The sequence below is a fragment of the Candidatus Methylomirabilota bacterium genome, assembly GCA_036001065.1.
Lineage (GTDB): Bacteria > Methylomirabilota > Methylomirabilia > Rokubacteriales > CSP1-6 > MNEF01.
Map to the genome: position 1 here is coordinate 17782 of DASYUQ010000167.1, position 22328 is coordinate 40109.

Sequence of the window (22328 nt, forward strand, 5' to 3'; positions counted from 1 at the left end):
GGCGCACCAAGCGACTCGCGTGACATCCCACCCTCGGCGCCCGGCCCGGGGCAGGGGAGGACAACATGGGCCCACATCGTCGCGTCGTCCTGGTGCTCGTAGCCGCCCTGCTGACCCTGGCCCCCGGGGCTGCCGGCCAGACGGTCCCTGCCGGCGAGGTGGTCATCGCCTGGCATGTCACCATCGCCCCGGCCTGGTTCGACCCGTCCACCGCCCCGCCCCAGATCACCCCCTTCGGGATGCTGTATGCCCTCCACGATGCCCTGGTCCGCCCGCTGCCGGGACAGAAGGTGGGCAACAGCCTGGCGGAGTCGTGGACGGAGAGCCCGGACGGGCGCGTGTACGAGTTCAAGCTGCGCCGCGGGCTCAAGTTTCACAACGGCGATCCTGTCACCGCCGAGGACGTGAAGTTCAGTTTCGAGCGTTACCAGGGGGCGGGGGCGAAGGAACTGCGATCGCGTGTCCAGCGGGTGGAGATCGTCGACCCTCTGACGGCGCGCTTCCATCTGAAGGAGCCCTGGCCGGACTTCATGACCTTCTACGGGACCACGGCCACGGCCGCCGGGATCGTCGTGCCCAAGAAGTACCTCACGCAGGTCGGGGACGACGGCTTCAGGAAGCATCCGATTGGCGCTGGCCCTTACCGCTTCGTGAGCCACAAGCCCGGCATCGAGGTGGTGCTGGAGGCCTACACGGGGTACTGGCGGAAGGTGCCCAACGTCAAGCGGCTCATCCTGAAATCCGTCCCCGAAACAACCACGCGCGTGGCGATGCTAAAGAACGGCGAGGCCGACCTCGCCAACGCCCTGGACGGCGAGGATGCCGAGAACGCGAGACGGGACCCGCGCCTCCAGCTGATGCCCTCCAAGCATGCGTCCATGTACTGGATCGAGTTCGCCGACCAGTGGGATCCCAAGTCCCCGTGGCACGACAAGCGCCTGCGGCTCGCGGTCAATTACGCACTGGATCGCCAAGCGATCAACGAGGCCGCCTGTCTCGGTTTCTGCCCGCCGGCCGGGGTCATCGTGCCCCGCGTCATGGACTACGCTCTCCAGGCCGCGCCCCTACCCTACGACCCGCGGAAGGCGAAGCAACTGCTCGCGGAGGCCGGCTATCCGAACGGTCTCGACGCCGGGGACTTCGTGCCGATTCCCCCGTTCTTCGCGGTGGCAGAGGCGGCGGTGAACTACCTGAACGCCGTGGGGATCCGGGTGAAGATGCGGCCGATGGAGCGCGCGGCCTTTTACGCCGCCTGGCGTGAGAAGAAGCTGCGCGGGCTGTTCCTCGTTGCCGCGGGGAACTCCGGCAATGCGGCGAGCCGCGTCGAGGCGTTCATGTACTCCAAGGGAAGCTACGCCTACGGGGGCTATCCCGACATCGACGACCTGTTCCAGCAGCAGGCCCGGGAGCGGGATCCGGCCAAGCGCGAAGCCTTGCTCTATCGCATCCAGCAGCTCACGATCGAGCGGGTGATGTTCGCGCCGATCATGGATTACCGCACCCTGAGAGGAGTCGGGCCGCGGCTGGCCGAGCCCGCGCTGGACTCGGTGCATTTGTTCCCCTACCCGGCGTACGAGGACATGCGGCTCAAGGGCCAGTAATGGACTTCGGGATCTTCATGGAGTTCGAGGGGGCACGCCGCGGAGCCCCCCAGAGAAAGCGCGACCGTACTTCGGGGAGGTGTCAGATGGCGCCACGAATCCGACGTCAAGGAACGCTTGTCACCTTCGTTCTCCTCCTCGTCCTGGTCGCCGCGGTGGTCGTTGCCACCCGAGCCGCGGTTCAGGCAGCGGAGACCCCGCGCCGGGGCGGCGTCCTGCTGGCCGTCCTCGGCGCCGACGCGCCGAGCCTCGACCCCCACCAGGAGAGCACCTTCGCCAACATCCAGCTGGTGGCGCCGCTCTACAGCCTCCTGCTGCAGATCGACCCCTACAACTACCCGAAGATCATCGGCGACGCGGCCTCCGAGTGGAAGATCGCGCCCGACGGGCTGACCTACACGTTCAAGATCCGTCAGGGCGTCAAGTTCCACGACGGCTCGCCGCTGACGGCCGCCGACGTCAAGGCGACCTACGACAAGATCGTCTTCCCGCCGCAGGGCGTCCGGAGCATCCGGAAGAACGCATACTCGGCGGTCGAGCGGATCGAGGCCCCCGATCCCAGCACCGCGGTGTTCAAGCTGAAGTTCCCGTCGGCCTCGCTCCTGGACAACCTGGCCTCGCCGTGGAACGTCATCTTCCCGAAGAAGTACCTGGACAAGGACCCGAACTACTTCAAGACGAACGTCGTGGGCTCCGGGCCGTTCAAGCTGAAGAACTACACGCGCGGCGCCGCGTTCGAGGGGGTGCGCAACCCCGACTACTTCGTCAAGGACCGGCCCTACCTCGACGGCTACAAGTTCTTCATCAGCCCGGAGACGTCTGTGCGCGCGGCGGCCATCCGGTCCGGGCGCGCCTACGTCGAGTTCCGCGACCTGCCCAACGCCGAGGTGGAGGCGATCAAGAAGCAGCTCGGCGACAAGGTCGTCGTCCAGCAGACGCCCATGGTCGGCCAGTTCGGGATCACGATGAACAACACGGTGAAGCCGTTCACCGACCCTCGCGTGCGCAAGGCCCTCACGCTCGGCTTCGACCGCTACACGGCCGGCAAGGTGCTCTACCAGCTCACGGGCCTCCGGGACCCCGGGGCCCTGATGCGTCCGGGCACGGAGTGGGCGATGCCGCCGGCCGAGCTCGAGAAGTTCCCGGGCTTCTGGCGAGACGCCGAGAAGAGCCGGGCCGAAGCCAGGCGGCTCCTGGCCGAGGCGGGCTACCCCAACGGCTTCAAGACCGTGCTCAAGAACCGCAACGTGAAGCTGCCCTACCAGGACCTCGCGGTGTTCGTGATCCAGGAGTGGCGGAAGATCGGGATCGAGGTCGACAACCGGCCGATCGAGACCGCCGCCTGGTTCTCCGATCTAAGAGAGGCGAACTTCGAGCTGATCATCGGCCCCACCGTCGAGTTCATGGACGACCCCGACCAGTTCCTCAATCGCTACACCACGGGGGCCCCACAGAACTACGGCCGGTTCTCCGACCCGGCGATCGACGACCTGTTCTCGCGTCAGGCGAGGACCCTCGACCCCGCCGAGCGCAAGAAGCTGGTCAACGAGCTGCAGAAGATCGTCCTCGAGAACGCGTACTACATGCCGGGCCTCTGGTGGACGCGGAACGTCGTGCACTGGGCGAAGGTGAAGAACTACGTGGCCCCGCCCAGCCACTACACGAACCAGAAGCTCCAGGACGTCTGGCTGGCGGAGGACTGAGCGGCGGGGAGGCGACCGCGCCATGCGAACGTACGTCGCCAAGCGACTCCTCTTGGTCGTTCCCACGCTGCTCGGGGCCGCCTCCCTGGTGTTCCTGATCATGCGGGTCATCCCCGGGGACGTGGCGCTCCTGGTCCTGGGCGGCGACCAGGCGGGCCACATCGATTCGAAGCAGCTCGCGGCCGTGCGCCAGCAGCTCGGGCTGGACCAGCCACTGCTGGTGCAGTTCGGCACGTGGCTCTGGGGGGTGCTTCGCCTCGATTTCGGCACCTCGCTGTGGACGGGGCAGCCGGTGGTCGAGGAGCTGCTCATTCGTCTGCCGCTGAGTCTCCAGCTCGCGCTCATGGCGACGATGATCTCCGTGCTCATCGCGATCCCCTTCGGCATGCTCGCCGCCGTCCGCCAGGACACCTGGGTCGATTACCTCATCCGCGTGATCAGCCTCGGGGGGCTGGCCATCCCGTCGTTCTGGGTGGGGATCCTGTGCATCCTGTTCCTCGTCATCTACTTCGGCTGGGGGCCGCCGCTGGAGTACACCCCGCCCTGGGTCGATCCCTGGGCGAACTTCTCGCAGATGGTCTGGCCGGTCGTCACCGTCGGCTATCGGTACGCCGCCGTCACCACCCGCATGACGCGGTCCACGGTGCTCGAGGTGCTGCGGGAGGACTACATCCGCACCGCCTGGGCCAAGGGGCTGCGGGAGCGGGCCGTCGTCATCCGCCACGCGCTGAAGAACGCGATGCTCCCGGTGATCACGCTGATCGGGACGGAGTTCGCCTTCCTCATCGGCGGCCTCGTCGTCACCGAGACGGTGTTCACGCTGAACGGCGTGGGGCGGTTCGTGGTGGACGCCGTCGCCCACCGCGATTACCCCGTCGTGCAGGCCCTGGTGTTCCTCATCGCGTTCGGCTTCGTGATCGTGAACCTCCTCGTCGACCTGACCTACGCGTGGTTCGATCCACGGATCCGGTACCGGTAGAGGTCAATCGTAAGATGGCCGTACATCTCCGCGCACTCCCTGAACTCGGCACCGTTCTAGCGCCAGCGTTGCCGGCGCAACGATTGGAGTTGGTCGCCTGCGCGGCGGCGGGGCCCAGCCCGCGGCCGCCGCTCGGCTCCCGTTATCCTGGGGGGAGGGTTCGGAAGGGGGGCGAAGCCCCCCTCCGAGTGTGATGGCGACCACCGTCCTGACCCACACGGCGGCCTCGGTCCCCCTGGCGCCGCGGCTCACCATCGGTCAGGAGGGGGTGAAGTTCATCCGGACGAAGCCGCTCGGCGCCGTCGGAGCCCTGATCATTTTGATGATGATGGGCGTGGCCGCCTTCGCGGAAGTCCTGGCGCCGTTCGACCCGTACCGGGCCGACTACGGGCTGCAGTTCGCGCGGCCGACCGCGGAGCACTGGTTCGGCACCGACGAGTTCGGCCGCGACGTGCTGAGCCGGATCATGTACGGCGCGCGGATCGCGCTCTTCGTCGGCTTCATCGCGTCGTTCGCGGGCTGCACACTGGGCCTTCTGCTGGGTGTGGTCAGCGCGTACTGGGGCGGGAGGGTGGATCTCCTCCTCGAGCGACTGATGGACATCCTGCTGGCGTTCCCGCAGCTGATCCTCGCGCTGGCCATCGCCTCGATCCTGGGACCGGCGGTCGAGAACGTGGTGATCGCGATCTCCATTCCCATCATCCCGCGCGCGGCGCGGGTGGTGCGGGCCACCGCGCTCGCGGTGAAGGAGAACCCGTATGTTGAGGCCGTCCAGGCCCTGGGCGCCTCGCGGCGCCGCGTCGTCCTCCAGCACATCGTCCCCAACGTCATGGCCCCCTATCTGATCATGCTGACCGCGCAGCTGGGGGGCGCCATCCTGGCCGAGGCGGCCCTGAGCTACCTGGGCCTGGGCACGGCGGAGCCGACGCCCTCGTGGGGGCTGATGCTCTCCGGCTCCGCCCCGTCGTACGCCGAGAAGGCCCCGTGGATCGCCCTGTTCCCCGGCATCGCGATCAGCCTGGGGGTGTTCGGCTTCAACCTCTTCGGCGATTCCTTGCGAGACGCGCTCGACCCGAAGTTGCGGAAGGGATGAGCGGCAAGTGGAGGAGAACATGGACCCCCATCGACGCATCGTAATGGTGCTCATGGCAGCCGTGCTGATCCTGGGCGTGGCCCAAGAAGTCGCCGCTCAGCCGGCCCCTGCGGGAGAGGCGGTGATGGCCTGGCATGTCACCATCGCCCCCACCTGGTTCGACCCGTCCACCGCTCCGCCGCAGATCACGCCCTTCGGGATCCTCTATGCCCTCCACGACGCTCTGGTCCGCCCGCTGCCGGGGCAGAAGATGGGCAACAGCCTGGCGGAGTCGTGGACGGAGAGCCCGGACGGGCGCGTGTACGAGTTCAAGCTGCGCCGCGGACTCAAGTTCCACAACGGCGACCCCGTCACCGCCGAGGACGCGAAGTTCAGCTTCGAGCGCTACCAGGGGGCGGGCGCCAAGGAGCTGCGCGCGCGCGTCCAGCGGGTCGAGGTCCTCGATCCCCTCACGGTGCGCTTCCATCTGAAGGAGCCCTGGCCGGACTTCATGACCTTCTACGGGACCACGGCCACGGCCGCCGGGATCGTCGTCCCCAAGAAATATATGGAGCAGGTCGGTGACGACGGCTTCCGGAAGCATCCCATCGGCGCCGGCCCGTACAAGTTCGTGAGCCATACGCCCGGCGTGGACGTGGTGCTGGAGGCCTACACGGGGTACTGGCGGCGTGTGCCTAATGTCAAGCGGCTGATCATGAAGAGCGTCGCCGAAGGCACCACCCGCCTGGCGATGCTGAAGAAGGGAGAGGCGGACATCGGCTATGCCTTCGATGGCCCCGAGGCGGAGGACGTGAAGCGGGACCCGCGCCTGACGCTCGTCCCCTCGCGGCACGCGTCCATCTATTGGATCGAGTTCGCCGACCAGTGGGATCCCAAGTCCCCCTGGAACGATAAGCGCCTGCGCCTGGCGGTCAATTACGCGCTGAATCGCCAGGCGATCAACGAGGCCGCTTGTGTGGGCCTGTGCCCGCCGGCCGGCGTCATCGTGCCCCGCGTCATGGACTTCGCCTTGCAGGCCGAGCCTTGGCCCTACGACCCCCAAAAGGCCAAGCGGCTGCTCGCCGAGGCCGGCTATCCCAATGGCTTCGACGCCGGGGACTTCGTGCCGATTCCCCCGTTCTTCACGGTGGCGGAGGCCGCGGTGAACTATCTGAACGCGGTGGGGATCCGGGTGAAGATGCGGCCGGTGGAGCGCGCGACCTTCTACGCCGCCTGGCGGGAGAAAAAGCTCCGCGGGCTGTTCCTCACCGCCGTGGGGAACTCGGGCAACGCCGCCAGCCGCGTCGAAGCCTTCATTTACTCCAAGGGCAGCTACGCCTACGGGGGCTATCCCGACATCGACGAGTTGTTCCTGCAGCAGGCGCGGGAGCGGGATCCGGCCAGGCGCGAAGCCCTGCTCCATCGCATCCAGCAGCTCACCATCGACCGGGCGATGTTCGCGCCCATCATGGACCTGCGCGCCCTCATGGGAGTGGGGCCGCGCGTGACCGAGCACACGATCACCTCGATCCCCATGAGCCCGTTCCCCTCCTATGAGGACATGAGGCTCAAGGGGCCCTAGGCGAGTTCGACCACGGTCGACCTGGAGTAAAACCGTCTTTTGATGCTCTTGCACAGGAAGCCCGTCATGCGCTAATCTCCGGACGCTGCCAGGCCATGATGCATCGGTTGACGCTCCTTCAAAAGTTCTCGCTGCTCAGTTTTTTGTGCATTCTCGCGACGACGGTGGCCGTTTGCGTTCCCGGTGTTTTGGTTCTCGGGCGTTACCTCGTGGAGCACGACGCGGCCGTCGTCGGCGCGCTGGCCCGTCTCCTCCTCACGCGCAGCGTCCCCGCCGAAGCCTTCACGCAATCGCCGGCGCCGGATCCCGCGCTCTTCGAAGCGGCCCTGGCGGAGTTCGCCCGCTCGGAACACGTCGCACGTCTCGTCGTGTACGACTCCGAGCGCCGCGTGCTCTGGTCGGATGATGCCTCGCTGATCGGTCGCCGGTTCTCCGGGAACGACGAGGTGGCCGCCGCGTTGCGAGGCGAGATCACCGCGCACATCATCCGCCCTGGCAAGGAGGAGCACCAGGGGACGCTCCGCTTGTTGGAGCGGCTGGAGGAGATCTACGTCCCGGTGCGTTACCAGCGGGATGGACCCGTTATCGGCGTGCTGGAGATCTACCGTGACCCGCCGGCGTTCTTCGCCGCTCTGGATCGTGGGCAGGCCATCGTATGGATCCTGGGCGGAGCCGGCGGCCTCGTTCTCTATCTGGCGCTCTTCATGATCGTGCGGAACGCCTCTCGCGCCCAGGCGCGGCTGGAAGAAGAACTGGCCGCGTACGCGCGGGTGCTCGAGGCCCGGGTGCAGAAGCGAACGCAAGACCTCTCCCGGAAGACCCAGGCTCTCTCGACCCTGTACGCGATCTCCAGCACGCTCGGTCAAAGCTTCGAGATCCGGGAAATCCTGCAACGCGCCCTGGACGAGCTGCTCGCCGCCGGAGGCTTCGACGGCGGCTGGATCCACCTGCTGCCCGGCCAGGCCGGTGACGCTCCCCTCGTCGTCAGCCGGGACGTCTCTGACGATGTCATTCAGCGATTCGGCGCGGGGGCGGCTGCGGTGGCGACGTCGGGGCAGGCCCGGGTCATCGACGCCAACGCGGGGGCCGACGCCGACGAGCGCGGGGGCGCGCGGGCGGATGCGCTTCGCGCGATCTTGGTGGTGCCGATCTGCGTCGGGGACCAGCCGTCGGGAACCCTTAACCTGGCCGGTCGTGCTCTCCATCGCTTCACGTCCGATGACGTCCAGCTCTTCTCCACCCTGGCCCGCCAGATCGGCGCCGCGATCGGGAACGCCCGACTGTACGCGGCGGCCCGTGAGCGGGAGCGCGAAGCGCGAATCCTTTACGAAACCACCCGGCACTTCGGCGAGCAGACCGACCTCGACTCGCTGCTCACCGCCATCGTCGAGGGCGCCGTCACCATCACGCGGGGGTCGTACGGCGGCGTCGGATTTCCGGACGGCGAGGACATCGTCATCCGACGGCTCGTGACCCGCCGCGAGCAGGGCCCCACCGTGATCCGACATAAGATTTCTCAGAGTCTGGCCGGCTTCACCTATGTGTCGGGACAACCTCAGATGGCGAACGACCCCCTCCAGGACCCGCGCCTCAATCGCGAGGTGGCGCGGGCGCTCGGCCTGCGCAGCATTGTCTGCAGCCCGCTGCAGATCCGGGGGCGGGTCATCGGGGTCCTCTTCGTCTGCAACAAGGAGTCGGGGCCTTTTACCGAGCAGGACCTGGTCCTCCTGACCGCGTTCGCGAATCACGCCGCCCTGGCCCTGGAGGACGCGCGGCTGCGGGCGAAAACGCTCCGGCGCGAGCGGGAGGCGTTCATCCTCTACTGCACCAGCGCGCGGCTGCACGCCCAGAGGGACCTGGACGCCCTGCTCACCACGATCGTGGAGGGGGCCATCGAGATCGCCAACGCCACCGCCGGCGGCGTCGCCGAGCGCATGGGAGACGAGATGGTCATGCGGACCGTCGTGGGCCTGCCCCTTCTTCCCGGCGAGACGGAGATCCGGCTGCCCGCGAAGGGCAGCGTGGCCGGCCTGACCTACGACACGGGGGAGCCGGTCATCGTCAACTCCATCAGCGACGACCCGCGCGAGGAGGCCATAGGAGAGATGTCCGCGCAGCGTGGGCTGCGTAATTTCGTCTGCGTCCCCCTCAAGAGCAAGAACGCCACCCTCGGCGTGATCAAGGTGTGCAACAAACGCGAGGAGGCCCCCTTCACGGACGACGACGTGCGGCTGCTCACCACCTTCGCCACCCACGCCGCCATGGCCATCGACAACGCCCGGCTGTTTCAGGAGACGAAGACCACCAAGGAGTATCTGGAGAACCTGATCGAGAGCTCGGTGGACGGCATTGTCACGCTGAGCCCCGGGGGGGCCGTCACCTTCATGAGCCAGGGCGCCCGGCGGATGTTCGGCTACCGGGAGGAGGACGTCCTGAGCACCTCCGCCCGCGTGTACTGGGTCAGGGGCGCCCGCGACTTCCGCGCGTTCCGCCGGCTCCTGGCCGACCGGGGTCGCCTGCAGAGCTACGAGACGGAGCTGCGCACCGCGGCGGGCGGGGTGCTGGCGGTGAACATCTCGGCGTCGCTGCTGCGGAACCCGGCCGGCGAGGTGACCGGGATTCTCGCCGTCGTCAAGGACGTCACGTCCCTGCGGGAGCTCCATGAGCAGATCGTTCGCTCGGAGCGCCTGGCCTCCGCCGGTCTGCTGGCCGCCGGCGTGGCCCACGAGGTGGGAAACCCTCTGACCTGCATCTCCTCCCTCAGCCAGGTTCTGCTCGCGCGCTCCTCCGATCCGGCCATCCAGCGGGGGCTCGAAGACATCCAGGTTCACGTCGGGCGCATCGAAAAAATCGTCCAGGACCTGGCCCACCTGACGCGGCCCGCGCCCCTCAGGATCCGGGAGAGTTCGCTCCCGGAGATCGTCGAGAGCGCGGTGCACCTGGCGCGCCACAACCCTGCCGCTCGCGCCATGAAGATCGAGGCCACTTCCGATCCCGATCTGCCACCCGTCCACGTGGCATCGGATCAACTCCTTCAGGTCTTCCTGAACATCATCCTGAATGCCGCCGACGCCGGCGGTGACCTCAAGATTCGTACCGTCTGGGCCGGCGACGCCGCCCGGGTCATCTTCGAGGACACCGGTCGCGGCATGGGCGCCGAGGAGCTCCGCCGGCTCTTCGATCCCTTCTACTCGACCAAGGACTCGGAAAAGCACATGGGTCTGGGGCTGTTCGTCAGTCACGAGATCGTTCGTCAGCACGGGGGAACCCTCCTGGGGGAGAGCCGACCCGGATCTGGCTCCACGGTGACCGTCACGCTCCCGGTGGAGCGCCTACCGGCGCTGTCGGAGAGATCCCTATGAGCGCTTCCGTCCTGGTCGTTGACGATGAAAAGACCATTTGCGAAACCCTCGCCTGGTGTCTCCAGCAGGAGGGCCATCGGGTCGGCACGGCCGGCAGCGGGGAAGAGGCTCTGCGCCTCATGGAGACCGAGGAGTTCGACGTCATCATCACCGACATCATCATGCCCGGCATCGGCGGTCTCGAGGTGCTGCAGAAGGCCCGCGAGCTCAACCCCCGGGCGGTGGTCATCCTGGTCACGGCCTACGCCACGGTGGAGACGGCGGTGCGGGCGTTGCGCGAGGGAGCGTCCGACTACGTCCTCAAGCCCTTCAAGCTGGACGATCTCAAGTTCCGGGTCCAGCGCCTGCTGGAGTACCGCACGGCGTTCCAGGAGAGCGGTCTCTTCCGGCGCACCGTCGAGCACGCGGTGCCCGAAAAGAGCCTGCTGGGGGAGAGCGCGGCGATGCGCGGTGTGCGGGCCCAGGTGGCCAAGATCAGCCCGACGCCCAGCAATGTCCTCATCACCGGGGAGAGCGGAACGGGCAAGGAGCTGGCCGCCCGCGCCCTCCACGCGGCCAGCCCTCGCCACGCGCAGCCTTTCGTTCCCATCAACTGCGGGGCGATTCCGGAGGCCCTGCTCGAGAGTCAACTGTTCGGGCATTTGCGAGGGGCCTTCACCACCGCGGTGCAGGCCAGTCCGGGCCTGTTCGCCGCGGCCGATCGTGGCACGATCTTCCTCGACGAGATCGGGGACCTGCCGCTCCATTTACAGGTAAAGCTCCTGCGGGTGATCGAGGAGAAGCAGGTCTGGGCCGTCGGCAGCACCAAGCCCGTCCTGATCGACGTCCGAATCATCGCCAGCACGAATCGAGATCTCGTCAAGGCGATCGAGGGCGGGGGGTTCCGGGAAGACCTCTTCTACCGCCTGAACGTCGTCCACATCGCCCTGCCTCCCCTCCGGGAACGGCGGGAGGACATCCCGATCCTTGTCGAGCACTTCATCCACGCCCTGAACTTGAAGCTGTCCACGAAATTCCTGGGCGTGGACCGGGACGTCCTCGGCGTCCTGATGAACCATCCCTGGAAGGGCAACGTTCGGGAGCTGGAGCACGTGCTGGAAAGCGCGATGATCCTCGGCGAGGGCGAGGTGGTGTCGGTGCGCGATCTCCCGCACTACCTGGTGACGGCCACCGAGGGGTCCACCGTGAGCTGCGCGCTCCGGGACGTGACCCGCCGCGTCGAGCGCCAGCACATTCTCGCCGTTCTCGCCCAGACCCAGTTCGACAAGAAGGAGGCGGCTCGGCTGCTGGGCATCAGCCTGGCCTCACTCTATCGCAAGATCGGCGAGCTCGCGATTCAGACGAACGAGAATTAGCCACAGTCCCTTTCTCAGTCCTTAGAATTCCACCGCCTCGGCCACACCCTGCCTGCCCGGTAGCGCGATCTCCCGCACTACCTCGTGACTGCGACCGAAGAAGAGACGGCTCGGTTTTCAGCCGCTCTTCCTGACCGACACTGATAAGGCCGATCTGGTGGACGGATGCGACGCCTCAGGCCAACCTCCTGCAGACGCTCACGTAGTCTCGCTGCTCTTGGCAAGCGGCCGGAAACCGCAGCGCTCGCGACCGCGGGCGCTGCGGTATGTTTCCGGCGGTCCGCGCGCGCTTCTCACCTTCGAGAAGGAGCCGCGCGTGTTTCTCACAGACGGGAATGTCACCAGGCGGCTGATGCTCCAGCGCCCACGTAACTCCCCGTTTTCGCGTCAACCCCATCTTTCGGAGACCGTGGCACGCTCACTGCTGCTACCCGGTCCCCTAAGCGCTCGCCAGCCGTTGCTGAGCCAAGCGATCACACAAAGGGAGTCTTTCTGGGCAAACGCGCCTGACATGCGTTTGGTGTGGCTGGGGACGCGTGGCGTTCGGGAGTCATAAGCGTGCTTGAGATCGGTGAGAGGACGCTCGCGTTGCTCACGGGGACGAGGGCGGCCAGACTCAGTCAGCGTGAAAAGGAGACAGCGCGATGCTGATTCGCCGGAGCAACAAGCTCGCAGAGATCGCCAGAAGAAATCGCCAGGAGATCGTCAAGGCGCGGCTGAGCCGGCGCGACCTGTTCAAGATGGGGATCATCACGAGCTCGGGCTACCTGGTGCACAAGAGCGGCCTGAGTGCCTGGGCGAGCTGTAATGCAGGCGAATGCGAGCCGGGCTGCAGCCCGCCCACTCTGGCCTTCATGGACCCCCTGCCGTTCCCGCCGATCTTGCCGGAACGCGACCCGGCGACCGACCCAGGGTTCACGTTCTCGCCGCCGACTGCGGTGCCCAATCGCAACATCAACCCGGCGACGGGTATTCCGTTCGAAGGTCGCACGCAGGTCCATCAGTTCCGCGACCGGTTCCCCGCCGAGAAGTTCCACATCACCCGCATGCGGCCCAACTTCAACACCAGGTTCAGCGACAATGCGACGAACCTTGCCCGAATCGGGCCTAATCTTACGTGGGGGTTCAACCTGGGCGGCGCGGCGTCCTCTGACGTCGGGCTCTCGCCTGGCCCCTTGATCGTGGCCCGCTATGGGGACCCGACCTTGGTCCGCCGTTTCAACGAGCTCTCCTTTGATACCAGGGGCTTCGGGGTGCCCGAGGTCTCGACGCACTTTCACAACTTCCACTCCGGGCCGGACAGCGATGGCGGCCCCTGTGACCCGGGCACGGGGGGGTTCAGCACGGACCCGCTGCAACAAGGGCGGTTCTTCTTCATCGGGCAGTTCTACGACTATTACCAGACAATGCAGCAGGCCGGGTTCGATACGCCTCAGTTCAATGGCCTCAACGTAGGCGGGACATTCGGGGACATCAGGGAGACCCTGACCACGACGTGGTTCCACGACCACCGCGTCGACCACACGGCCGAGAACGTCTACAAGGGCCTGGCCGGGATGGAATTCCTGTTCAACGCCTTCGACACCGGCGATGAGACGACGGGGTTCCGGCTGCCCAGCTTCTTCCCGTACCCGCGGTTCGACCTTCCGTTGATCTTTGCCGACAAGCTGTTCACCCCGGAAGGGGAGCTCTGCTTCGACACCTTCGGGTTCGACGGCCTCGTCGGAGACAAGTTCCTCGTCAACGGGAAGCTCCAGCCGTTCATGAACGTCGAGCGGCGCCGGTACCGCTTCCGTCTGCTGGACGCCGGGCCGTCCCGGTTCTACCAGTTCTTCCTCACCAACCCCGCCAGCCTGAGCCAGCAGATCCCGTACTGGGCCATCACGACGACCGACGGCAACTTCCTGACCGACCCCATCCGGGTCCAGAGCGTGCGCCTGAGCGTCGCCGAACGGGTGGACATCATCATCGACTTCGAAGAGATCTTCCAGGCCACCAAGGGGGCCCGAACGATTCGCCTGGAGAACCGCCTGGAGCAGGTGAACGGGCGGGCGCCCACGGACAAGATCCTCCCCGCCGGCCAGGGGAACTTCTTGTTGGAGTTCCGGATCGTCGGCAACACCCCGGCGCCGGACAATAGCAAGAGTCCGCAGCAAATGATCGACGATGCTCGAGCCGCCGGCAAAGCTTGCACGTTCTTTCCGATTTGCATCCCGCCGCGGCCGACCGACAACGCCCCCGACCAGGAAGACAGGATCCGGGTCACGCGCACGTTCCGATTCGAGCGGGGCAACGGGCAGTGGCAGATCAACGGGCAGTTCGTCGATTGCACGCGGTTTCGGTTCGCGGTCCAGCGGAACACGGCCGAGCGGTGGATTTTACAGAACAACTCCGGCGGCTGGCAGCATCCCATTCACATCCACATGGAGGAGTTCCAGACCGTCCGGCGCAACAACCGGATCATCCAGCTCGGCGACATCGAGTTCGGCCGGAAGGACGTCCTCCGGCTGGGGTTCAACGAGCAGGTCGAGCTGCTCTTCCGGTTCCGCGACTTCCGGGGCGGCTACCCCATGCACTGTCACAACACGGTCCACGAGGACCACGCCATGATGCTGCTGTTCAATGTTGCCGATGAGGGGGACACCATCCCCATACCGTGAGGAAAGAGCCGAACAATCGGGAGAGGGACGGTAGCGAGATTGCAGACCGAGAAGAGGAGAAGAAAGTCATGCCAGCGATGACACGGCGGGTGGGATTGACCACGCTGGGTTTGGCGACCGTCGTCGCCGGCGTCGCGGCGCGGTCGGAGAGTAAGAGTCCAGAAAACCGGGGCCAGGAGCCCGTGCGACAAAAACTATCTCCACGGGAGCGGATCCAGCAACATCACCTGCCCAACGTCGAGGTCATCACCCACGAGGGTAAGAAGGTCCGTTTCTATGACGACCTGGTCAAGGACAAAAAGGTCGCCATCAACTTCATGTACACGAAATGCACCGACGGCACGTGCCCGATCACCACGGCGAACCTCGTCAGGGTTCAGAAGTTGCTCAAAGATAGGGTGGGGCGCGACATCTTCTTTTACTCCGTGACGCTCACGCCGGAGCACGACACCCCGGAGGTGCTGAAGCGATACACCAAGGCTTACGGCGTGGGGCCGGGATGGTTGTTCCTGACCGGCAAGCCCGACGACATCGAGCGGTTGCGGCGAGCTCTCGGCTTTGCCTATAAAGATCCCGCCGAAGATGCCGACAAGACGAACCATGTCGGTATGGTGCGGTTCGGCACCGAGCCGCTGATGATCTGGGGGGCTGCGCCGGGAATGGCGAACCCCGAACATCTGCTGCGAGTCCTGCTCTGGGAGATGGACAGGCCGCTGCCCGGCCAAGGGCGTCCGTCCCCGGTGGTGTGAGCGACCGTATCCGGGATAATCTCATTCGTGAGGTAGAGGGATGGGCGCGAAGCGTCGAGCCGCGGGGACCGATGGCGTGAAGGGAGAAGCGAATATGAGAAGGAAGCTCCTGACAAGCAAAGGCTTGTTGATTGCGCTGCTGCTCGTGGCGCTGGCGGCGTCGGCGCCGACAGGTGCCGGGGCTCAAACCACGCTGAGGGAAATTCCTCTCGACACGAGCTCGTCCTCCACGACCATGGCCACGGCCGTGGACGTCGCGGCGGCGACGACTGGCGGCAGGGGGGGTCCTGAGTCCGTCGCCTTCGATGGCACCTTCGTCTGGGTGGCGCGGCAATTCGCCGACAGCGTGACGAGGGTGCGGGCGAGCGATGGCGTCATTGCGGGGACGGTCGCCGTCGGCCAGCGCCCCGTCGCGGTCAGGTTCGACGCGTCCGGGGTGTGGGTCGCCAACCTTGTGGGCAACACGGTGACGAAGCTGCGGGCCAGCGACGGCGCGGTCCTCGGCACGTTCGCGGTCGGCGCCGGCCCGGGAGGCATCGCGGTCGACGGCGGCGGCGGCGTCTGGGTGGCGAACCGTAACGACGGCACCGTGACGAAGCTGCGGGCGACCAACGGAAGCAAGCTCGGGACCTTCGCCGTCGGCAAGCGGCCGCTGGGCATGGCGTCGGATGGCCCCAATGTCTGGGTGGCGAATAACCAGAGCAAGACGGTGATGAAGCTGCGGGCGAGCGACGGCGTCGTCCTCGCCACCATTCCCGTCGGCGACGGTCCTTTCGGGGTGGCCTTCGACGGCGCGAACATCTGGGTCACGAACTTCTTCGACGGCACCGTGACGAAGCTGCGGGCGAGCGACGGGCTCCAGCTCGGCGTCTTCCCTGTGGGCGACGGGGCCGCCGGCGTCACCTACGACGGCGTGAGCGTCTGGGTGGCGTGCAACGGCACCAACACGGTCGTGAGGCTCAGCCCGAGCACCGGCGCCGTGCTCGCGACCCACCGGGTGGCGATTGGCCCCTTCGGGGTCGTCTGGGACGGCGCGGCGATCTGGGTGGCCAACTTCGGCAGCGATTCGCTCTCGACGTCACGGTAGCCCGGAACCCGGCGTCCCACCGGCTCCGTACCGTGAGAGGAGGTCGCCGCCGATACTGAGCGCGTGGACGACGCGCCTCCTCGTCAGTCGGGGGCCCGCCAGATGCGAGCGGCATCTGGCGGGCCCCGGCGCGTTTCCTGCCAGCGACTCCCTGACGCCGGTCAGATCGCCTTCGAGGAGCAGCGTGACGACTTCACGAACGGCATCTTCCTGTTCAGCGGCGGCGAGTTCATCACCATCGTCGACGACAGCGGGCCGGTGAGCTTCGCCTTCAACCCGCAGCTGAACAACGCCGGAGTGGTCACCTTCACCGCCTTCCTCGACAGTGGCGAGTCGGGCGTGTTCACCGGTAGCGGGGGGCCGCTGGCGACGGTGGCCGACAGCTCGGGTCCGTTCAGCTTCTTCGACTTTTTCGGTCCCTCGATCAACGACAGCGGAGTCGTGGCCTTCGGCGCCTCGCTCGACACCGGCGAGTCGGGCATTTTCGTGGGGCCGGATCCGGTCGCCGACCGGGTGATCGTGACGGGAGACAGGCTGGGCGGCTCGACCGTCACCGGCGCCTTCATCTGCAGCGAGGGCCTGAACAACGTGGGTCAGATCGTCTTCCTGGCCCAACTGGACGACGGCCGGACCGCGATCGTCGTCGCGACGCCGACCGGCGTAGAGCGCTAGCACCTCGAGCCGATGCGCGCGGGACAAGCCGGACGGAGTGCGCATGCGCCAGAGTAGAATCAGATCGCGCATTGTTTATCAGCGGAGGGTCATCATGTTTCACTTGCGCCTTTGCCGCCTCCTGGTGGTGAGCATGCTGGAACTGAGCCTGATGGTCTCGCCGTCATGGGCCCAGGTCGCACCTAGTTTTCGAGGTCTGGGGCAGTTTGCGAGCGGAATCCCGTCGAGTTTTGCCTACGACGTATCCGGGGACGGCTCGATCGTCGTCGGCGATCTGTGGCTCAACAACGGCGAACATCACGCCTTCCGCTGGGGCGCCGCCGAGGGGGTGCAACTCCTCCCCAACGACGCCGTCGCCGAGGCGGCCTCGTTCGACGGCTCGGTGATCGTCGGGCAGGCGTACTGGCCTGACACTGACAGCCAGGCCGCCTTCCGCTGGACGGCAGGGGAGGGGATGCAGAGGTTGCCGCTGCTCGACGCGCACGACGTCTCGGCGGATGGCAACGTGGTGGTGGCTTTCGCCTTGCGGTGGACGGCGCCGGGCACTGTAGAGAATCTCGGCGGCGGCCATGTCCTTTCCGCTGAGGGCGTCTCGGCGGAGGGTCAGGTGGTGGTGGGATGGTTCGTGACCGACATCGTCGACCGATTCGGCAACCAGGTGCATGCCTTCCGGTGGACTCCTGCGACGGGCATCAAGGACCTGGGCACGCTGCGCGACGGCACCGAAAGTATCGCCGAGGGCATTTCCGCCAACGGCTCGGTCGTGGTCGGTCAGGCGCGGGACAAAGACATGTTCTGGCATGCCTTCCGCTGGACCGCCACCACGGGGATGCAGGATCTGAGGACGCTCGGGGGAACGATGAGCGCCGCCTCCGCCACGTCAGCCGACGGTTCGGTGATCGTGGGGAGGTCGCTCATCACCAGTGCGCTCGGGTCGGAGCGCGCCTTCCGCTGGACGACCAAGAATCAGATGCAGGACCTCAGGCGTGAGTTGCTGAACGCCGGTGTGACGGCGGTGCAGAACTGGGTCTTGATCACGGCCACCAGTGTTTCCGCCGACGGCACCGTGATCGTGGGCTACGGGCGGAACCCCAACAAGCAGTGGGAGGCGTTTCGCGCCGTCCTGCCCGTCCCTCGGTGACGGTGGCGTCTCCGCCGACGCGGCAGGGGTAACAGCCCGCGGGTAAGCGCTTCCACGCCGGCGTGATCCTGTATCTCGGCCGCCGCGTCGTGCCGTTCGGAAAGAACCTCCACGCGGTGCCGATGGCGGCGCTGTGGGAGTGGTGAGGCCTCCCTATCTCTCTAGGCGACCCAGTCGGCCAGGAAGACGTTGAGCTCGCGCGGCGCCGCCGCGTTGCGGCTGCCGCAGAAGACGAGCCGGCTCCCGTCCCGGGAGAACATCGGGAACGAGGCGAAGCCGTCCGCGTAGGTCACCCGCTCGAGCCCGGAGCCGTCCACGTTGACGAGGTAGAGCGCGAACGAGCGTCCCCCAGGGTCGTGGATGTTGGTCGAGAAGATGATCTGCTGAGAGTTCGGGTGCATGAAGGGGGCGAAGCTGGCGGCGCCGAGGCGCGTGACCTGCGTGACCCCGGTGCCGTCCGCCTTCATCAGGAAGATCTCCAGCCGCCGAGGTCGCACGAGCGTCAGCCGGAGCAGCGCCCGGTATTCCTCCAGCTCGGTCCTGGCCTCGGGGCGCCCGGCCCGGAAGACGATGAAGCGCCCGTCCCAGGAAAAGAAGGGGCCGCCGTCGTAACCGGGCCGGTCGGTGAGGCGCCGCGCGTTCGAGCCGTCGGCGTCCATGAGATAGAGATCGAGGTCGCCCTGCCGCAACGACGTGAAGACGATACGGCGGCCGTCGGGCGACACGGCGCCCTCGGCGTCGTAGCCTTCGTTGTCGGTCAGCCGCGTGAGATTCCCGCCGGGCTTGAGACTTTTCTCCTCGAGGTCTGCGGAGAAGATGTCGTAGCTGGGATAGATCGGCCACACGTAGCCGCCCGAGCGGTCGGGCGTCGGCGGGCACTCGGACCCGGCCAGATGGGTGGAGGCGTAGATGATCCGCTTGCCGTCGGGGAAGAAGAACGCGCAGGTCGTGCGCCCCTTGCCGGTGGAGACCAGCCGCACGTCGCTCCCGTCGTCGCGCATGGTGAAGATCTGATCGCACCCGAAGGGGGGGCGGGTGGACTGGAAGACGAGGCGCGTGCCGGTCCAGTCGAAGTACGCCTCGGCGTTCTGTCCGCCGAAGGTGAGCTGGTGGAGGTTGGCCAGCCGCCGTTCGCGCGGGTCGGTCGTCGGGACTGCCTGCGCCCGCGCGAGGCGCGCCCGGACGGACTCGACGAGCGCGGAGGCCGCGCCCGCGAGCCCCAGCTTGAGCACGGCCCTCCGGTCGAGGGCCCAGCGCAGCACTACCGGCGCTCCTCGAGCACCGCGTGGACTTGCTGCTCCCGTCCATCGCGGACGACGACGACCTCCACGCGATCGCCCGGCCGCCGGCTGCGCAGGGCGAACGTCAGGTCGTCCAGCGTCTTCACCTCCACGCCCGCGAACCTCACGATGATGTCGCCGGCCCGGACCCCAGCCTTGTCGGCCGGGCTGCCCGGGCGCACGCCGGTGATCCTCACGCCCGGCCGCTCCGCCTCTCCGAAGTCGGGGACCACGCCGAAGACGGGGCCATAGCCGCCGCCGCGGCCGCTCCTCGCCGGCGCCTCGATCTTCACGTAAGCCGGCGGGCTCGGCTGGGCGGCGACGGCGGCCACGACGCGGGCGGCAAAGGCGGTGACGGCCTCGAGCCCCTTGGGGTTGAGCTTCTCCCACGTATCCGTCGGGCGGTGATAGTCGCCGTGGGCGCCCGTGAAGACGAAGAGCACCGGCGCGCCCGACGTGTAGAAGGCGGTGTGGTCGGAGGGCGCGAAGGGGTCGCCGCGAAGCTCGGGCGTCAACCCGAGCCCCTGGGCGGCGTCGGCGACCACCTGGCGGAGCCCGCTCCCGCTGTCGACGCCGCCGACGTAGAGCTTGCCGTCGCGCAGGCGCCCCACCATGTCGAGATTCACCATCAGGACGGTCTTGTCCAGGCCTACCGCCGGATGCTTCACGTAGTGCGTGGAGCCGAGAAGGCCCATCTCCTCGCCGGCGAAGGCGACGAAGACGAGCGTGCGGGGCGCCCCGCCGGCCGCCGCGAAGGCTCTGGCGAGCCCCATCACCGCCGCGGTGCCCGAGGCGTTGTCGTCGGCGCCCGGGTGGACCACGCCGATCTGATCGGGAGCCAGCGAGCCCTCGCCCCCGCGGCCGAGATGGTCATAGTGGGCGCCGATCACGATCGCTTCCTGGCGGAGGTTGGGATCGGTTCCCAGCAGGATCCCCACCACGTTGGCCGTCGTGCCGCGCTCGCGGACGAGGCTCATCTGTAAACGGACTTTCACGCCGGCCAGCGCGAACGAGCGCGGCGTCAGGCTCTGGTCGATCGCGGCCGCGAGGTCGGCGAGGTGCTTGCCCGACGGCGCCAGCAGCGCATCCGCTACCGCGCGGGTGACGGAGGCGGCGAGGATGCCCCACGGCTGGCTCACGCCGCGGAGCGGCGGGAGCTCGTCACGCTCTCCCGCTGGGTGGCGCACCAAGAGAATCGCCCGCGCCCCGTGCTCGCGGGCGTTGATGATCTTGTGCCGGCGCTCGGAGTAGTGGTACGCGTCCGGGCGCCGGAACGGGCTCCCGGGATCCCGCGCGCGCGGCTCCTGCGTCATCGCGACGACGACCTTGCCGCGCACGTCGGGGCCGGCGTAGTCGTCGTAGTGCAGCTCGGGGGCGGTGATGCCGTACCCGACGAAGACGATTTCGCCCGTCGCGTCGCCGTCGTCGGACACCGCCAGCGGGATGAAGTCGCGGCCGACGGCCAGCGACCTGAGCTTGGAATCGGGGGCGGGCTTGGGGTCAGCGGCGGGCTTTGGGTCGAGGACGGTCAGCGCGTTGACCGCGCCGAGCCGCGTTCCCGTGGGCACCTGGAACGATTGCAGGTAGCTTCCCGTATCGCCGCCGGGCCGGAGCCCCGCCTCCTGGAAGACGCGGCCGATGTGGCGCGCCGCCCGGTCCGCTCCCGGCGTCCCCGAGGCCCGCCCCTCCATCTCCGGCGCCGACAGGACGCGGACCTGATCGATGAGCCAGTCGGGGGCGGGAACGGTGGGGGCAGCGGCGTGAGTGAGGCCAGAGGCCGGCGCGAGGAAGGCCAGCACGATGAGAACGGCGAGCAACAGGAGGGAAGCGCGGCGCATGTCTCAGCCATTCTAGCACTGCCTGATGATGCTATCATTGTGATAGCATCCTGGTTCGGAGGACGTCATGCCCCAGCTCTTGGTTCGTGATCTCGACGACCGCACCATCAGGCGGCTGAAAGCCCGGGCACGACACCACGGCCGCTCGCTGCAGAAAGAGGCGAAGACCGTGCTCGAAGAGGCGGCGGCGTCTCTCACGATGGCCGAAGCCCGGCGCCTGGCGGAGCGATGGCGGCGCCGCCTCGGCCGGCGACGATTCGGCGACAGTGCTGCACTCGTCCGCGCGGACCGCCGGCGGTGACGCGCCTCGTCGTCGATGCGAGCGTTGCCGTCAAATGGTTTCTTCCCGAAGAGCATTCCATTAACGCCCACCGATTGCTCAGCGAGGACTACCAGCTGCTGGCACCGGATCTCTTGTGGGTAGAGGTGGGGAACGCGCTTTGGAAAAGGCACCGCCGGGGCCAGCTGGCGCGGGGTGACGCGCGGGGCATTCTCCGCGACCTGCGCCGGCTGCCCCTGGCCATTCATCCCTCAGGCCCGCTGATCGGAATGGCGCTGGATCTTGCGATCCGCCGGGGCCAGACCGTGTACGACAGCCTGTACCTTGCCGTCGCCATCGCACGGCGATGCGCCATGGTGACGGCCGACGATAACCTGTATCAAGTCGTGAAGGATGGTCCGCTTTCGCGCCACCTCGTGTGGGTGGAAGATATCTGACCATCGAGATCATGCGTTGGGTGGGAGAGGAGCTTTCGCGCGACACCTATACGTCAACGTGATGGACCAGGACTACCCCGCCTGGAAGGTCACGACCGAGCCGAAGCTCCGCGACATCAACCGCCACGTTGAAAGGGACGAGATGGAGGCGGCGTACGCCCACGCGCACGCCGCGGGGCTCTGGCGCTTCGATCGGCGCTGGCGCTCGGGCGTCGATCGCCTCTGGACGCGCCTCTGCGAGGGACAGCCCTGGCTCTGACGTAGCTCTCTCCGCCAAGATCGCCGGCATGCCGAAACTTCTGGGTGCCGTGTCAGATCGCCCCACCCGCGTAGCACGAACCCTTGGATATCGAGTCGTTAGCCGTGGCACGTCCCTTGAACGACGCTCGTCACGGATGACCAGCACGCCTCGAGCGTTTGAGGAAGGGTCCGACAACCACGTGCAGACGGTCGTGCTCACCCTCAAGTGAGCCCCCAACCGTCTCGGGAGCTCCGGTCACCGGCGCGTCGCCCGCAACGGCTCCACCGAG

The 22328-nt window shown here is 67.2% G+C and carries 17 protein-coding genes; 15 read left to right on the forward strand and 2 right to left on the reverse strand.

From position 1 onward, the window contains the following. The first annotated feature begins 65 nt into the window (after window positions 1–65). The 12 genes from VGV13_16125 to VGV13_16180 all read left to right on the forward strand — a co-directional run bounded on the left by VGV13_16125 (window position 66) and on the right by VGV13_16180 (window position 17963). A complete protein-coding gene (locus VGV13_16125) occupies window positions 66–1601 on the forward strand; it encodes an ABC transporter substrate-binding protein (GenBank protein HEV8642618.1) in 1536 nt (511 codons plus the stop codon). A gap of 86 nt (window positions 1602–1687) precedes the next feature. Then, on the forward strand, window positions 1688–3304 hold the full coding sequence (locus VGV13_16130; GenBank protein HEV8642619.1) for an ABC transporter substrate-binding protein: 1617 nt from the start codon (window positions 1688–1690) through the stop codon (window positions 3302–3304). A gap of 22 nt (window positions 3305–3326) precedes the next feature. Then, window positions 3327–4283 (forward strand): ABC transporter permease, encoded by a 957-nt coding sequence (locus VGV13_16135; GenBank protein ID HEV8642620.1) that lies wholly within the window; start codon window positions 3327–3329, stop codon window positions 4281–4283. 193 nt (window positions 4284–4476) lie between these two features. Continuing rightward, the gene (locus tag VGV13_16140; protein HEV8642621.1) at window positions 4477–5376 is read left to right on the forward strand and encodes an ABC transporter permease; all 900 of its coding nucleotides are present in this window, start codon (window positions 4477–4479) and stop codon (window positions 5374–5376) included. A 19-nt stretch (window positions 5377–5395) separates the two neighbouring features. Beyond that, window positions 5396–6937, forward strand: coding sequence for an ABC transporter substrate-binding protein (locus tag VGV13_16145; GenBank protein HEV8642622.1), 1542 nt, complete (start codon window positions 5396–5398; stop codon window positions 6935–6937). Between the two features lie 107 nt (window positions 6938–7044). After that, the gene (locus VGV13_16150) at window positions 7045–10299 is read left to right on the forward strand and encodes a GAF domain-containing protein (protein HEV8642623.1); all 3255 of its coding nucleotides are present in this window, start codon (window positions 7045–7047) and stop codon (window positions 10297–10299) included. After that, window positions 10296–11654, forward strand: a complete 1359-nt coding sequence (locus VGV13_16155; GenBank protein ID HEV8642624.1) for a sigma-54 dependent transcriptional regulator — start codon at window positions 10296–10298, stop codon at window positions 11652–11654. The genes VGV13_16150 and VGV13_16155 overlap by 4 nt, the downstream gene beginning before the upstream one ends. Window positions 11655–12298: 644 nt before the next feature. Beyond that, window positions 12299–14314 carry a multicopper oxidase domain-containing protein gene (locus tag VGV13_16160; protein HEV8642625.1) on the forward strand — a complete coding sequence of 672 codons (2016 nt, stop codon included), beginning with the start codon at window positions 12299–12301 and terminating at the stop codon, window positions 14312–14314. A 68-nt stretch (window positions 14315–14382) separates the two neighbouring features. After that, on the forward strand, window positions 14383–15063 hold the full coding sequence (locus tag VGV13_16165) for an SCO family protein (GenBank protein ID HEV8642626.1): 681 nt from the start codon (window positions 14383–14385) through the stop codon (window positions 15061–15063). A gap of 94 nt (window positions 15064–15157) precedes the next feature. Next, entirely contained in the window at window positions 15158–16150 is a 993-nt protein-coding gene (locus VGV13_16170) for a YncE family protein (GenBank protein ID HEV8642627.1), read from the forward strand. Window positions 16151–16252: 102 nt separating this feature from the next. Then, a complete protein-coding gene (locus VGV13_16175) occupies window positions 16253–16822 on the forward strand; it encodes a choice-of-anchor tandem repeat NxxGxxAF-containing protein (GenBank protein HEV8642628.1) in 570 nt (189 codons plus the stop codon). A gap of 94 nt (window positions 16823–16916) precedes the next feature. Next, window positions 16917–17963 carry a PEP-CTERM sorting domain-containing protein gene (locus tag VGV13_16180; GenBank protein HEV8642629.1) on the forward strand — a complete coding sequence of 349 codons (1047 nt, stop codon included), beginning with the start codon at window positions 16917–16919 and terminating at the stop codon, window positions 17961–17963. A 161-nt stretch (window positions 17964–18124) separates the two neighbouring features. Here the strand turns inward: VGV13_16180 and VGV13_16185 are convergent, their stop codons facing one another. Continuing rightward, window positions 18125–19225, reverse strand: a complete 1101-nt coding sequence (locus tag VGV13_16185) for a hypothetical protein (GenBank protein HEV8642630.1) — start codon at window positions 19223–19225, stop codon at window positions 18125–18127. Next, window positions 19225–21081 (reverse strand): M20/M25/M40 family metallo-hydrolase, encoded by a 1857-nt coding sequence (locus VGV13_16190; protein HEV8642631.1) that lies wholly within the window; start codon window positions 21079–21081, stop codon window positions 19225–19227. Before VGV13_16190 ends, VGV13_16185 begins: the two co-directional genes overlap by 1 nt. Before the next feature lie 67 nt (window positions 21082–21148). Between VGV13_16190 and VGV13_16195 the strand changes: the two genes are divergently transcribed. The 3 genes from VGV13_16195 to VGV13_16205 all read left to right on the forward strand — a co-directional run bounded on the left by VGV13_16195 (window position 21149) and on the right by VGV13_16205 (window position 22057). After that, window positions 21149–21382, forward strand: coding sequence for a hypothetical protein (locus VGV13_16195; protein HEV8642632.1), 234 nt, complete (start codon window positions 21149–21151; stop codon window positions 21380–21382). Further along, on the forward strand, window positions 21379–21798 hold the full coding sequence (locus VGV13_16200) for a type II toxin-antitoxin system VapC family toxin (protein ID HEV8642633.1): 420 nt from the start codon (window positions 21379–21381) through the stop codon (window positions 21796–21798). The genes VGV13_16195 and VGV13_16200 overlap by 4 nt, the downstream gene beginning before the upstream one ends. 61 nt (window positions 21799–21859) lie before the next feature. Continuing rightward, window positions 21860–22057, forward strand: a complete 198-nt coding sequence (locus VGV13_16205) for a hypothetical protein (GenBank protein HEV8642634.1) — start codon at window positions 21860–21862, stop codon at window positions 22055–22057. Window positions 22058–22328 lie beyond the last annotated feature (271 nt).

Excerpts from the sequence above, each read along its gene's own strand:
- VGV13_16180 (HEV8642629.1), top strand. The coding sequence starts at position 16,917 with ATGTTTCACTTGCGCCTTTGCCGCCTCCTGGTGGTGAGCATGCTGGAA.
- VGV13_16190 (HEV8642631.1), bottom strand. The coding sequence starts at position 21,081 with ATGCGCCGCGCTTCCCTCCTGTTGCTCGCCGTTCTCATCGTGCTGGCC.
- VGV13_16195 (HEV8642632.1), top strand. The coding sequence starts at position 21,149 with ATGCCCCAGCTCTTGGTTCGTGATCTCGACGACCGCACCATCAGGCGG.
- VGV13_16125 (HEV8642618.1), top strand. The coding sequence starts at position 66 with ATGGGCCCACATCGTCGCGTCGTCCTGGTGCTCGTAGCCGCCCTGCTG.
- VGV13_16175 (HEV8642628.1), top strand. The coding sequence starts at position 16,253 with ATGCGAGCGGCATCTGGCGGGCCCCGGCGCGTTTCCTGCCAGCGACTC.
- VGV13_16170 (HEV8642627.1), top strand. The coding sequence starts at position 15,158 with ATGAGAAGGAAGCTCCTGACAAGCAAAGGCTTGTTGATTGCGCTGCTG.
- VGV13_16135 (HEV8642620.1), top strand. The coding sequence starts at position 3,327 with ATGCGAACGTACGTCGCCAAGCGACTCCTCTTGGTCGTTCCCACGCTG.
- VGV13_16160 (HEV8642625.1), top strand. The coding sequence starts at position 12,299 with ATGCTGATTCGCCGGAGCAACAAGCTCGCAGAGATCGCCAGAAGAAAT.
- VGV13_16140 (HEV8642621.1), top strand. The coding sequence starts at position 4,477 with ATGGCGACCACCGTCCTGACCCACACGGCGGCCTCGGTCCCCCTGGCG.
- VGV13_16130 (HEV8642619.1), top strand. The coding sequence starts at position 1,688 with ATGGCGCCACGAATCCGACGTCAAGGAACGCTTGTCACCTTCGTTCTC.
- VGV13_16145 (HEV8642622.1), top strand. The coding sequence starts at position 5,396 with ATGGACCCCCATCGACGCATCGTAATGGTGCTCATGGCAGCCGTGCTG.
- VGV13_16165 (HEV8642626.1), top strand. The coding sequence starts at position 14,383 with ATGCCAGCGATGACACGGCGGGTGGGATTGACCACGCTGGGTTTGGCG.
- VGV13_16205 (HEV8642634.1), top strand. The coding sequence starts at position 21,860 with ATGGACCAGGACTACCCCGCCTGGAAGGTCACGACCGAGCCGAAGCTC.
- VGV13_16155 (HEV8642624.1), top strand. The coding sequence starts at position 10,296 with ATGAGCGCTTCCGTCCTGGTCGTTGACGATGAAAAGACCATTTGCGAA.